Raw genomic sequence first — 12,222 nt, 5'->3', positions numbered from 1 at the left:
GAAGTCTCTTAGAACGTACCGGGGTAGGCGCCGCCGTCGATCAGCAGGTTCTGTCCGGTGAGGTAACCCGCCTGTGCACTGCACAGGAAGGCGCAGGTGGCGCCGAATTCGTCCGGCGTACCGAAGCGGCCGGCGGGAATCTGCTGGCGGCGGCGTTCGGCCACAGCCTGCGCATCACCATCCTGCCCTGCGGCGTGAGCGAAGTTGGCGCGCAGGCGGTCGGTATCGAACTGGCCGGGCAGCAGATTGTTGATCGTGACGTTGTGGGCGACAGTGCGCCGCGCCAACCCGGCGACGAAGCCGGTCAGGCCGCTGCGCGCGCCGTTGGACAACGCAAGCGTGTCAATGGGAGCCTTCACCGAAGACGAGGTGATGTTGACGATGCGGCCGAAGCCACGTTCGATCATCGCGTCGACGGTGGCGCGGATCAGCGCGATCGGCGCCAGCATGTTGGCGTCCAGCGCGGCGATCCAGTCGTCGCGCTCAAATGTGCGGAAGTCGCCGGGCGGCGGACCGCCGGCGTTGGTCACCAGGATGTCGACCTGCGGGCAGGCGGCCAGCGCGTGGGCGCGGCCCGCCTCGGTGGTGACGTCGGCACCAGTCGCGCGTACTTCAGCGGCACCGGGCAGCGTGCGCAGTTCTTCAGCCGCAGCCTGCAGCGCAGCATCACCGCGGGCGACGATGACAACGTTCACGCCTTCGCGCACCAGCGCACGTGCGCAGCCCAGGCCAAGCCCCTTGCTGGCGCCGCAGACCAGTGCCCAGCGGCCGGAAATGCCCAGATCCATGCGTCAGTCCTGCAGAAGCGTCGGGAGGCTCATTGTCCGCCATCGGCCGGTGACAGGCCGGCAACGAAGTGTTGCAGGGCGGCTGCCACTTCATCGGCATGGCCGAGGAAGGGGGCGTGGCCGCCATGGGCGACGGTCAGCGACTGCCCGCCCGGCGCCAGCGCGGCAGCGGCCTGCATCGCGGCCGGCGAGACCAGACGGTCGCGCTGGCCGGCAATCCACAGGCTGGGCTTGCCCAGTGCGGGCAAGGCGCCGCGCAGGTCGGTGTTCTCCAGCAGCTGCAGGCCCTCGCACAATGCGCGTTCGGTAGGCGCGCCGCGTTCGACCAGGCGCTGGCGCAGGGTACGCAGTTCCTCGCGGGCATGCGCCGAACCCATCACGTCCAGTGCCAGGAAACGTTCCAGGGTGCCACTGAAGTCCTGCGCCAGGTCACGACCGAACTGCTCGAATACCGATGGCTCCACAGCGTGCGGCCAGTCATCACCGCGCACGAAGCGCGGCGTGGCGGCGATCATCGCCAGACCACGTACCTTTGGCAGCGTGGCCGCCGCGTGCAGCGCGAACAGACCGCCCAGTGACCAACCGCACCACACCGCCGGCGGCGTGGCCGCGGCAATGGCGTTGACCACGAACGGCAGACGCAGCGGCGTGCTGTCGTCCCGGCTGTGGCCATGGCCGGGCAGGTCGACCAGGTGCAGCGTGAACCGATCGGCCAGACGCTGCACCAGTGGCGCAAACACGCCGCCCTGCAGGGCCCACCCGTGGATCAGTACCAGGTCCGGCCCATGGCCGGTCACTTCGATATGCATGGAGAACTACACGATCACTCAGGCCAGCGCCGGCAACGACGGTGGCAGTACTTCGCGCGCGGCAAAGGCCACGCGGTCGCGTGCAACGGCGATGGCTTCGACCAGGCCGCGTACCTGCTCGGTGGTGTGCAGCGCGGACAAGGTGACGCGCAGGCGCGCCTTGCCCTCCGGCACGGTCGGTGGGCGGATCGCGCCGACCAGCCAGCCGGCCTGTTCCAGCGCCTGCGACATCGCCACGGCGGTGTGGTCGTCGCCACACAACAGCGGCTGGATCGGCGTTTCCGATGCCATCAGATCCAGCCCGTGACGTCGCGCTTCGCCGCGGAACAGTGCAATCAGATCGGCCAGCTTCGCGCGCCGCCAATGATCGCGTCGGGCCAGCCGCACCGCTTCCAGCGCAGACGCTGCCAACGCCGGCGCCATGGCAGTGGTGTAGATGTAGGGGCGTGCGGTTTCCGCCAGATGCTCTATCAGGTCGTCGCGGCCGAGCACCAGCGCGCCGGAACCGCCAAGCGCCTTGCCCAGGGTGACCAGCTGCAGCGGCACATCGTCCACGCCCAGGCCGGCGGTGGCGACCGCGCCACGACCATCGCCGAGCACGCCCACGCCATGCGCATCGTCCACGTAGAACAACGCCTGCTGCAGGCGCGCGACCAGCGACAGCGCACGCAGCGGCGCGATATCGCCATCCATGCTGAAGACACCGTCGGTGGCCAGCATCGCTGCGCCATCGGGCGCATGCTTGAGCTGGCGCATCGCACCTTCCGCGTCCAGGTGCGGGTAGCGGCGCAGGCGCGCGCCAGCCAGCCGGGTGGCATCGAGCAGACTGGCGTGGTTGAGCTTGTCCTGCACGCAGACATCGTTCTCTTCGCTCAGCAGCGCCTGCTGCACGGCCAGGTTGGCGATGAAGCCACTGCCGAACAGCAAGGCACGCGGGTAACCGAGCCACTCGGCCACTTCGCGTTCCAATGCGTCGTGCAGCGCGTGGTGGCCGCAGACCAGGTGCGAAGCACCGGCACCGGCACCTTCGCGCGCGGCGGCGTCCTGCAGTGCGTTGACCACGCTGAACTGCTGGGCCAGGCCCAGGTAATCGTTGCTGCAGAAGCCGGTCAGCCAGCGCCCATCGACTTCCAGGCGCACACCATCGCGACGGGTGACCGTGCGCCGCGGGCGGCGACGGCCTTGTGCATCGCGCAGCGCGCGCTGGGCTTGGAGGCGGGCGGTCAGGTCGGGGCGTGCCATGGCGGCTGGATGCGGCGACGGGGCGGCTAGGGTAGCGCGTTGCCGCGACGCCTGCTTGGCCGCCGGCTCAGGCCGCGTGGGCGCAGCCGCAGCCGGGGGCATCGGCGCTGATATCGGCATGCACGGTGCCGCCATGGTCGTGACCGTCGGCGTCTACCTGCACCGCCATCGGCTGCAGGCCCAGGCGTGCGAACAGGGCCATGTCGCGCTCGCTTTCCGGGTTGCCGGTGGTCAGCAGCTTGTCGCCATGGAAGATGGAGTTGGCGCCGGCCAGGAAGCACAGCGCCTGCAGCTCATCACTCATCGCCTCGCGGCCGGCCGACAGCCGCACCATCGAACGCGGCATGGCGATGCGGGCCACGGCGATCATGCGCACGAACTCGAACGGGTCCAGCTCGGCACTGCCATGCAGCGGCGTGCCGGCCACCTGCACCAGTTTGTTGATCGGCACCGAATCGGGATGCGCCGGCAAGGTGGCCAGCGCCAGCAGCAGGCCGACGCGTTGCGCGCGCGTTTCGCCCATGCCGACGATGCCGCCGCAGCAGGTCTTCAGCCCCGCATCGCGCACATGGCCCAGCGTATCCAGGCGATCCTGGTACTGCCGGGTGTGGATGATCGACTCGTAGTAGTCCGGCGCGGTATCGAGGTTGTGGTTGTAGTAGTCCAGGCCGGCGTCCTTCAACGCGCGCGCCTGCTCGCCACTGAGCATGCCCAGCGTGGCGCAGGTTTCCAGGCCCAGCGCTTTCACCCCGGCGATCATCGCTGCCACCTTGGGGATGTCGCGGTCCTTCGGCGAACGCCAGGCCGCACCCATGCAGAAACGTGAGGCACCGGCCGATTTGGCTTGGCGGGCCTTGGCCAGCACCGCATCGGTGTCCATCAGTTTCTGTGCGTTGACCCCGGTGCTGTAGCGCTGCGCCTGCGGGCAGTACGCGCAGTCTTCCGGGCAGCCACCGGTCTTCACCGACAGCAGCGTGGATACCTGCACCTGGGCCGGGTCGAAGTGCTCGCGGTGGACGGCGGCGGCGCGGAACAGCAGTTCCGGGAAGGGCAGGTCGAACAGCGCCTGCAGTTCGTCGTGGTGCCAGTCGTGGCGGATGGCGGTTGCCATGGCGGGACCTTGGAAGGGCTGGAGCGAGGGCGCAGTCTGGGTGGGGTTGGGAACGCTGTCAACTATCTCTATAAAATAATGGTTTACAGGGCGTCGTCGCCAGGTTCAGTTGCAGCGGTGCTAAGTTCGCCGCTACGTATGAAACGTGAGAATCGGCATGGACACGCACAAGAACGCCGCAACCCGTCGCAACGCTGTGCTGTGCAGCCTGGCTGATCTGCCCGATGGAGGTTTGCGCGTGGTAATGGATGACCTACGGAAATCGAACACCGCCGGTATGTGGCAGCACCGCACGTTCGTTACGTTCAAGGACTATCCACCAGGCATGCTTGCCGACCCCGTAGGCCTGTCCGAAGCGGAGTTGGCAGACTTTGGCTTCGTCGTGCTGGTCCGCCTGCTGGCTGTAAATGGCCGGCTGGCTGACACTGACGACGCGCCGGACAGCGATGCGCACCTCACCAACGAACAGCGGCACCGCATCGCAGCGCTGACCGACGAGGATGTCGCGCGGATCGATCAGCAGCTGCTTTCCCTCTGTGACGGTCAGTTCCGCAAAGTCGCCTATATCGTAGGCATGGCGATGTCGTTGGAACCCGAACGTCCGCCGGGAATTCCATATGTGTTCTACGCAGGGCGTGTGCGTAAGCTGGTCGAGCGTGGCGCGCTGCAGGCTGCCGGCGACCTGTCGCGCATGCGCTGCAGCGAAGTGCGCCGGGTCAGCTCTGCTTGAAGACGGTTCTCTGCCCGATCGCGCTGGACTTTCGAACGTCGGACCGGCCCAGCCCGGGAATCAGGAAATCGGCAGGGCTGCGGCCATGCTTGGTCTTCTCGGCAAGCCAGCGCGGCATCCGGCCACGTCCCGACCACGTGTTGCGCTTGTTGTCCGGGTCGCGGTACTTGGCCGCCACCTTGCCCACCTTGCGCCGTGTGGCAGGTTTGCGGACCGGTGCAGCGGCCTCGGCGGGCGCGGCCCCGATCAGCTCTTCAATCGTGTAGCCGCACTGCGCGGCGAAGGCGATCAGCTTGCGACGGACGACGGCCATGGGGCGGCGGCTGGCGACCAGCGCCCTCCGCTGCTCGGCAGCAGTCACAAGGGCGTTCAGTTCCCGCAGGCTCAGGTGTTCAACGTCGATTGTCATGCCGCGAAGGGTCCGGACATCCCGGCAGCCTGTCAAGCAGCGGACGGTTCACCCAACCCGCCCCAACGAGGCCATTGCCGACCGGAATGGCCGGGCGCGGGGCGCGCCCTTCGCTTACGCGCGTATGCTGGCTTCGCCGATGGGCAGCCTGCGCTTGCAGGGTGATGCTGTGGCATGCGCTTCACACTGCCTCCTGTCCTTGGCGAGTCATTGCAGATCGCCTTTCGCCTGCTGCTGCCCCTGCGCTGCCTGGTCTGCAGCGAGCCCGGCCATGACACCCTCGACCTCTGCGTCGCCTGTCTCGCCGAGCTGCCGTGGGCGGGCCGCGCCTGCCTTCGCTGCGCGCTGCCGCTGCCCGATGACGCCCTGCCCATCTGCGGGACCTGCCGCGACGAGCCGCCGCCGCAGACCGCTACCCACGCCAGCCTGTTGTACCTGCCGCCGATCGATCAGCTGCTGGTCCGCTACAAATTCCACCAGGATCTGGCTGCTGGGCGCCTGCTTGCACAATTGATGCTGCGCAACCCGCCGCCGTGGTCGTGCGCGCCACTGGTACCCGCGCCACTGCACCGGAAGCGGCTGCGTCAGCGTGGTTACGATCAGGCTGCCGAGCTGTGTCGTCTGCTGCAGTTGCCGACGTGGCGCGGGTTGTATCGTCGTCGCCACACCGCGCCGCAGTCCGAACGCAGCGCCGAGCACCGCCGCGACAATCTGTTCGATGCCTTCGATGTGCGCGGCGCTGTACCGGCTCGACTGACCATCGTGGACGACGTGATGACCACTGGCAGTACCGTGCTGGAGATTGCAGAGACGCTGCGCCTGGTGGGGGCTGAAGATGTGCGGGCGTGGGTCTGCGCCCGCGTGCCGTGATCGCCCCTTTCATCCGCAAGGGCTAGGATGACCACGAACCCGGATCGAAGGAGTGGTCATGAATTCCCCCTTGTCTCCCCTGTTGTCGGCCGTTGGACGCAGCTGGTGGATCCTGTTGCTGTACGGTCTGGTCGCACTGGGCTTCGGCATCATCGCGATTGGCTGGCCGATGTCGGCGGCCATCGCACTGGCGTGGACGCTGGGTGTGATGGCGATCGTGGAGGGCATCATCAGCCTGCTGGCGCTGATCACCGGTGGCAGCGGCGCCTCGCGCGGCTGGCTGCTGCTGTACGTGGTCGCCTCGCTGGGCTTCGGCGTCCTGGCCGTTATCAATCCGCTGGCCACTGCCAGCGTACTGGTGCTGTTCCTGGCGGCATGGCTGCTGGTGGCTGGCATCTACCGCATCGTCTTCGCCATACGCGTACGCAAGCAGATCCAGGGAGAGTGGCTGCTGATCCTCAGCGGCGTGCTGGCCATCGTGCTGGGCCTGCTGTTCGCGGCCAATCCGTATGCCGGCGTGGCGGTGACCACGCTGTGGATCGGTATCGGCAGCCTGCTTTACGGCGTGCTGCAGGTGCTGGTGGCGTTCAAGCTGCGGAAGCTGCGCTGATGTGGGGTTGGAGCAGATGGCCGCTGCTCGGTGCCGGTCTCGCGGCGTTGCTGCTGGTGGGCTGCAACCGGGTGCCTCCGCCGGAGACGCAGCATCCGCCGCGGCAGGGTGTGCAGGTGCAGATGCGCGTGGTCGATCCCGACGGCCGCGCTACCCTGCAGTGGCAAGGGCGCAGCATCGCCGTGAAAGCGCCGCCGATGCTCACCAGTGCCGATATCCTCGACGTGCGAGCGGAGCTGGACGCCGCCCACCAGCCCGTGCTCGAACTGACGTTTCGCAAGGAGTCCGCCGGCCGGTTGCTGCACGCGACCGAGGCCCTGGTGGGCAAGCAGGTCGCCCTGACCGTCGATGACCACGTGCTGTCCGTGGCCACCATAGCGGGTCCTTTTGGCGAGTCCATGCAGGTAGCCGGCACGAACATGAGTGTGGCCGAAGTGCACGACATGGCGCGCTACATCGTGCACGGCGGCCCTGCGCCGCCACAGCAGCGCTGAATCAGCGCTGCTTTCCTGCAAACCCGGCTTCGATCTCTTCCAGAGAGCGCCCCTTGGTTTCCGGCAGCCACAACGCGGCCACCAGGAAGAACACGAACGTGCAGCCCGCCCAGAACAGGAACATGCTGGCGTAGCCGTAGTGTCCCACCGTCGGCAGGAAGATGGCGGCAATGGTGGTGGACACGAACTGGTTGATCAGCAGCGCGATGCTCATGCCGTTGGAGCGGATGCGGTTGGGCATCAGCTCGGACAGCGCCAGCCACACGCATACGCCGGGGCCGACGGCGAAGAACGCCACGAACACCAGGATGCAGGCGGCGACGGCCCAGCCATGCGCGGGTGGCGGGATCGGGCCGATGCGGGCTTGCTCGATGCGCAGTGGTGCCTGCGCGGCGCTGGCCGGGTCGGCGAACGGATTGAGGTGCATCGTGCGGAAGAACGCGCCGATGACGCTGTCCGGCTGCACGGTACCGGCGCGTTCGATGCGCAGCTCGCGGTCGGTCAGGTTGTCGCTGCGCAGCGCGCGTACGTTGGTGAAGTCGCCATAGGCGTAGGACACGGTCAGCTGCAGCGGCCGGCCCTCGCGGTCGACGCCACCGGCAAGACGCTGCCACTGCGCGTCATCCAGTACCAGTTGCAAGCCATCGCCACTCACTGCGGCCTGCAGGTGCGGCTGCACGTCGGCGCGGCCCCGTTCGGCCTGGAAGAACAGCGTTGCTGCGGCCAGCAGGGCCACGCAGATGCCACCGCTGCCCAGCATCAGCAAGAACTTGCGGCCCTTGCGGTCGACCAGCAGCAGCGCGACCACGGTCATCACCGCGTTGAGCAGTTTGATCGCCACGTCGGCGCCGTTGGCCACCGAGCCGGACAGGCCTGCCTGGTTGAGGATGTTCACCGCATAGGCCAGCACCGAGTTGATGCCGGTGGCCTGGGTGCAGGCCAGCACCACGCAGGCCAACACGAACGGCACCACGTAGCGGCGGCTGAGCAGCGGGTCACGCTTGCCGCTGCTGCCACTCGATTCTGGAGCCTGGATCTGCGCCAGGGTGGGCTCGACGTCGGCAGCGGGCAGCACGCGCTGCAGGCTGCGGCGTGCATCATCGATGCGGCCACGACGCACCAGCCAGCGCGGTGATTCGGACAGCCAGAAGATGCCGGCGCAGAACAGCAGGCCCGGTGCCAGGCAGGTCCAGAAGATGGTGCGCCAGGCGTGGTCCTTCACCGTGAACAGCTCCTGCGCCTGCTGTGTGACCGGCAGCGAGCGCACCGCTTCTGCGGCGGCGTCCACGGCGTGAGCGTGGTACAGCCCGATCAACGCGGCCAGCACCAGGCCGACGGTCAGCAGCAGCTGGAACATCGCCGCGCCCCGGCCACGTCGTTCCGGGCTGAGCACTTCGGCCAGGTACAGGGGAATGACCACGCCGATCAGGCCACCGCTGACACCCTGCAGCAGGCGCCCCAGCAGCAGCGGGGTGTAACCCGAGGCCAGCGCCATGATCGGGATGCTGGCGGTGAACAGCACGCCGGCCAGCAGCATCGCGCCACGGCGGCCGATGAGGTCGGCGATCATGCCGGCGAACAGTGAGGACAGCACGCTGCCCAGCAACACCGCGGCGACGACGAAGCCGAGCTGCTGGCTGCTGAGCTGCCAGGCGTGGCTGGCGGTGGCTTCAAGATAGGGCAGGGCGCCGGCGATGATGCCGATGTCGATGCCGTACAGCAGGCCACCGAGGCCGCCGATGAACAGCAGATAGCGCACGGGCCAGCGCGGGGCGGTGGAAGCGGGTACGGCAGGTGCAGTGGCTGCGGTCATCGGCTCGTTCCTGGACTAACGGGAGGGTGCGTGGCTGATGCAATGCGCTTGCGCGCCTTAGGTGCGGCGTCCGGGCCGCATGGCGTGTGTCAATCCAGATCGATCAATCGACCGCCCACCACCACTTTCTGCAGGCGCAGTTCCGCATCCAGCACCACCAGATCGGCGCGGGCGTCGGGCGCAATGCGGCCGCGATCGCTCAAGCCCAGGTAATCGGCCGGGAAGGTGGACACGCGCTGCGACGCGTCAGCCAGGTCCAATCCCACCCGCACCAGATTGCGCAGCGCCTGGTCCATGGTCAGCGCACTGCCGGCCAGCGAGCCGGTGGCCAGGCGTACGCAGCCGCCGCACTTGTGCACGCGCTGTTCGCCCAGCGCGTACCCGCCATCGGGCATGCCGGTGGCGGCGGTTGCGTCGGTCACCGCATACAGGCGCGGAATCGCGCGCGCGGCCAGGCGGATCACACCGGGATGGATGTGCTGCAGGTCGGGAATGATCTCGGCGTACTGCGCGTGCGCCAAGGCGGCCGCGGCGATGCCAGGCCGGTAGTGGTCGACGCCGGTCATGCCGTTGAACAGATGGGTGAAACCGGAAGCGCCGGCCTGCAATGCGGCCACGCCTTCCTCGTAGGTGCCGGCGCTATGGCCGAGCTGCACGCGGATGCCGAGCGCGGACAGCGCGGGGATCAGCGCGGTGTGCTCGCCGATCTCCGGCGCCAGCGTCATCACCCGGATCGGTGCCAGCGCGTGCAACTGCTGCACCAGCGCCAACGTCGCCTCGATCGTGCGGTTAGGCTGCGCGCCCAGCCGCTGCGGGCTGATGAAGGGGCCTTCCAGGTGCACGCCGGCGATGCAGGCGGCATCGGCATCCGGCGCCGCCATCGTTGTCGCAACGCCCTGCAGCGCGTATTCGATCTCGTCCAGGCCGGCGGTCATGGTGGTCGCCAGCAGCGTGGTGGTGCCGAAGCGCGCATGGGTGCGTGCGATGGTGCGGGCCACGTCGCCGCCCTGCATCAGGTCCACACCGGCCGCGCCATGCACGTGCAGGTCGATGAAGCCGGGCAGGATTACCGGCAGCTGCGGGTCATCGCCGCCGCTGTGGTCGTCCACCTGCAGCTGGCGCACGTGCGAATCGAACTGGACCTGCCCGCGACGCCAGCCCAAGGGGGTGAGGATGCGGCCGTGCAGCGAGCGGATATCGGTCATGCGGGGGGCTCGGCGATGATCACTTCGATGCCCAGCCGCTGCAGCCCCTCGCGGGTCGCCTCGTCGATGCCGGCGTCGGTGATGATGGCGTGGATCTGATCGAGGCGAGCGATGCGGTGCAGGCTGACGCGTCCGAACTTGGAGGCGTCGGTGAGCACCACGATGCGTCGCGCACGTTCGACCATGCGGTGGTTGAGGCGGGCTTCGGCTTCGTCGTGGGTGGTCAGGCCGAACTGCAGGTCCAGGCCATCCACGCCCAGAAACAGCGTGTCGAAGCTGTAGGAGTTGAGGCTGGCTTCGGCCTGGCTGCCCTGCAGCGACAGCGATTGCTGGCGCAGCAGGCCGCCGGTCAGCAGCACGGTGATGCCGGCGGCGTTGGCCAGTTCCCAGGCGATGTTCAGGCCGTTGGTCATCACCGTCACATCGCGATGTCCGCGCAGGTGGCGGGCCAGTGTCATCGTGGTGGAGCCGGAGTCGATGATGATGTTGTCACCGGCCTGCACCAGGCGTGCGGCGGCGGCGCCGATGGACTCCTTCAGCGGCAGGTTAAGCGCATCCTTTTCATGGATGTCCTGTTCCTGCGGCGGCGTACGCACCAGGGTGGCACCACCGTGGGTACGCGTGGCCAGCCCCTGCGCTTCGAAGTGGGTCAGGTCGGTACGGATGGTCACCGCCGACACGCCGAAGCGCTCGACAAGATCGGCCACCTGCACCGAGCCGTGCTCGATCAGCAACTGCAGGATCTGTTGCCGGCGGGAGCGGGTGTTGCGCATGGCCATTCTCGGTTTCGCGGGGAAAGGTAGAGATTAGCCGTTCGCAAGACCGGCGGCAGCCGAACTTTCGTTGTGCTTGCGGAATCCAGCCTGGTTGGCGCTGCAGGCGCGGGCGTATTCGCCCAGGCACAGGCCGATGCGATGCTGCACCAGGGCGGTAGGCGTATTGGCCAAGGTGCCCTCGCGCACGGCGCGGTACTGCTCCGGCAGATACTGGCTGAGCAGCACCAGCGGCGGCGCGTTCTGTTCCAGGTTGGCGAACAGGGTCTGCACGGCCTGCAGCAGCGCCGGCTCGCCCCAGTAGTAGCGGCAGCGGTCGCTGAAGGAATAGCTGCGCAGCAGGCGCAGGCTCGCCTCGTCGCCCTGGTAGTAGGACTGCCAGGACTTCGGCTGCGCCACCATCACCTCGTCCAGCACCTGCGGAAGACGCGAGCACTGCGCGGCCGGCAGCAGCTCGGCTTCGATGGCAGCGAGTGCGAACAGCGCTTCGCGGTAAGCGAAGGTGGCCGCAGGGCCGACCTTGAGGATGGCGAAATGGTCGCGCACCAGGGCATGCAGGCCACTTTCGCGCTGGTAGTCGGTGGAATGCGCTTCGAACACGATGCGCGGCTGCTGTTCGAGGAAGTCGGCCAGCTCGCTGGCGGCGGCTGCGTCGTACTCGTGCACGCTGCTGTGGTCGAAGTCCACGCCCGGCTGCACCACCATGGCCAGCACACGCTGCCATGCATCGCGCAGCTGCGGGGTATCGAAGGCTTGCTGGTGGATGGCCAGGGTCTGTGCGGCGGCGGCCGGAGTGGTCACCTGCAGGCCACCGGCCAGCGAGGCTTCACCACCGGGAATCGGCACTTCGGTACCGATCACATAGACCGGCGGCGGCAGGCCGTGTTCGGCGGCGGCGCGCTCGGCGATTTCGGCCAGTTCGGCCGAACGTGCAGCAACGATGGCATCGGGCAGTGGCACCGGGTCATCGGCGCAGGACATGCTGCAGTCAAGATGGATCTTGTGGAAACCAGCGGCGACGTAGGCCTCGATCAGCACGCGCGCATGGGTCATCGCTTCGGCAGCCGGGCGCTTCTGCCAAGCGTTCGGGCCAAGGTGGTCACCGCCGAGGATCAAGCACTCGCGCGGGAAGCCTTCTTCATCGGCCAAGGTGCCGACGTAGTCGCGGTACTGCGGCGGGGTCATGCCGGTGTAGCCGCCGAACTGGTCGACCTGGTTGGAGGTGGCTTCGATCAGCAGCACGGTATCGTGCGCCAACGCCACGTGCATGGCCGCACGCAGCACCTGCTCGTTGCTGCAGCAGACGCTGTACAGGCCGACGTTGGCACCAGCGCGGTGGGAGGCAAGCAGGGTCTGCAACGGGGACAT

At 67.9% G+C, this 12,222-nt stretch carries 13 protein-coding genes; 4 read left to right on the top strand and 9 right to left on the bottom strand.

From position 1 onward, the window contains the following. Nucleotides 1–8: 8 nt before the first annotated feature. The 4 genes from ACEF39_RS20065 to bioB all read right to left on the bottom strand — a co-directional run bounded on the left by ACEF39_RS20065 (nucleotide 9) and on the right by bioB (nucleotide 3,950). Nucleotides 9–788, bottom strand: a complete 780-nt coding sequence (locus ACEF39_RS20065; RefSeq protein ID WP_500286350.1) for an SDR family oxidoreductase — start codon at nucleotides 786–788, stop codon at nucleotides 9–11. Between the two features lie 29 nt (nucleotides 789–817). Beyond that, nucleotides 818–1,597 carry a pimeloyl-ACP methyl ester esterase BioH gene (gene bioH, locus ACEF39_RS20060; RefSeq protein WP_500286349.1) on the bottom strand — a complete coding sequence of 260 codons (780 nt, stop codon included), beginning with the start codon at nucleotides 1,595–1,597 and terminating at the stop codon, nucleotides 818–820. An 18-nt stretch (nucleotides 1,598–1,615) separates the two neighbouring features. After that, nucleotides 1,616–2,839: an 8-amino-7-oxononanoate synthase gene (gene bioF / locus ACEF39_RS20055; RefSeq protein ID WP_500286348.1), complete on the bottom strand. Its 1,224-nt coding sequence runs from the start codon at nucleotides 2,837–2,839 to the stop codon at nucleotides 1,616–1,618. A 67-nt stretch (nucleotides 2,840–2,906) separates the two neighbouring features. Beyond that, on the bottom strand, nucleotides 2,907–3,950 hold the full coding sequence (bioB, locus tag ACEF39_RS20050) for a biotin synthase BioB (RefSeq protein WP_500286347.1): 1,044 nt from the start codon (nucleotides 3,948–3,950) through the stop codon (nucleotides 2,907–2,909). Between the two features lie 157 nt (nucleotides 3,951–4,107). On the opposite strand from bioB, the gene ACEF39_RS20045 reads away from it, so the two are divergent. Continuing rightward, the gene (locus tag ACEF39_RS20045; protein ID WP_500286346.1) at nucleotides 4,108–4,680 is read left to right on the top strand and encodes a DUF3658 domain-containing protein; all 573 of its coding nucleotides are present in this window, start codon (nucleotides 4,108–4,110) and stop codon (nucleotides 4,678–4,680) included. Here ACEF39_RS20045 and ACEF39_RS20040 read toward each other — a convergent pair. Beyond that, nucleotides 4,667–5,089: an H-NS histone family protein gene (locus ACEF39_RS20040; protein WP_500286345.1), complete on the bottom strand. Its 423-nt coding sequence runs from the start codon at nucleotides 5,087–5,089 to the stop codon at nucleotides 4,667–4,669. The two genes, ACEF39_RS20045 and ACEF39_RS20040, sit on opposite strands and share 14 nt — an antisense overlap. A gap of 174 nt (nucleotides 5,090–5,263) precedes the next feature. On the opposite strand from ACEF39_RS20040, the gene ACEF39_RS20035 reads away from it, so the two are divergent. From ACEF39_RS20035 to ACEF39_RS20025, 3 genes are read left to right on the top strand one after another with little or no spacing between them, the layout of a single operon-like run. After that, a complete protein-coding gene (locus ACEF39_RS20035) occupies nucleotides 5,264–5,959 on the top strand; it encodes a ComF family protein (protein ID WP_500286344.1) in 696 nt (231 codons plus the stop codon). 58 nt (nucleotides 5,960–6,017) lie between these two features. Further along, nucleotides 6,018–6,569 (top strand): HdeD family acid-resistance protein, encoded by a 552-nt coding sequence (locus tag ACEF39_RS20030; protein WP_500286343.1) that lies wholly within the window; start codon nucleotides 6,018–6,020, stop codon nucleotides 6,567–6,569. After that, the gene (locus ACEF39_RS20025; RefSeq protein WP_500286342.1) at nucleotides 6,569–7,063 is read left to right on the top strand and encodes a SecDF P1 head subdomain-containing protein; all 495 of its coding nucleotides are present in this window, start codon (nucleotides 6,569–6,571) and stop codon (nucleotides 7,061–7,063) included. The genes ACEF39_RS20030 and ACEF39_RS20025 overlap by 1 nt, the downstream gene beginning before the upstream one ends. A 1-nt stretch (nucleotide 7,064) precedes the next feature. Here ACEF39_RS20025 and ACEF39_RS20020 read toward each other — a convergent pair whose 3' ends face one another. The 4 genes from ACEF39_RS20020 to ACEF39_RS20005 form a co-directional block, all read right to left on the bottom strand. Continuing rightward, nucleotides 7,065–8,876, bottom strand: coding sequence for an MFS transporter (locus ACEF39_RS20020; protein ID WP_500286341.1), 1,812 nt, complete (start codon nucleotides 8,874–8,876; stop codon nucleotides 7,065–7,067). Nucleotides 8,877–8,965: 89 nt separating this feature from the next. After that, nucleotides 8,966–10,081 (bottom strand): N-acetylglucosamine-6-phosphate deacetylase, encoded by a 1,116-nt coding sequence (locus ACEF39_RS20015; protein WP_500286340.1) that lies wholly within the window; start codon nucleotides 10,079–10,081, stop codon nucleotides 8,966–8,968. Further along, a complete protein-coding gene (locus tag ACEF39_RS20010) occupies nucleotides 10,078–10,854 on the bottom strand; it encodes a DeoR family transcriptional regulator (protein WP_500286339.1) in 777 nt (258 codons plus the stop codon). Before ACEF39_RS20010 ends, ACEF39_RS20015 begins: the two co-directional genes overlap by 4 nt. A 33-nt stretch (nucleotides 10,855–10,887) precedes the next feature. After that, complete coding sequence (locus ACEF39_RS20005; protein ID WP_500286338.1) at nucleotides 10,888–12,222, bottom strand: D-tagatose-bisphosphate aldolase, class II, non-catalytic subunit; 1,335 nt, start codon at nucleotides 12,220–12,222, stop codon at nucleotides 10,888–10,890.

It is taken from the genome of Stenotrophomonas indicatrix (genome assembly GCA_041545745.1).
GTDB classification, from domain to species: Bacteria; Pseudomonadota; Gammaproteobacteria; order Xanthomonadales; family Xanthomonadaceae; genus Stenotrophomonas; species Stenotrophomonas indicatrix_A.
The sequence above is the reverse complement of the archived record's forward strand: the minus strand, read 5'-3'. Positions and strand labels throughout refer to the sequence as shown.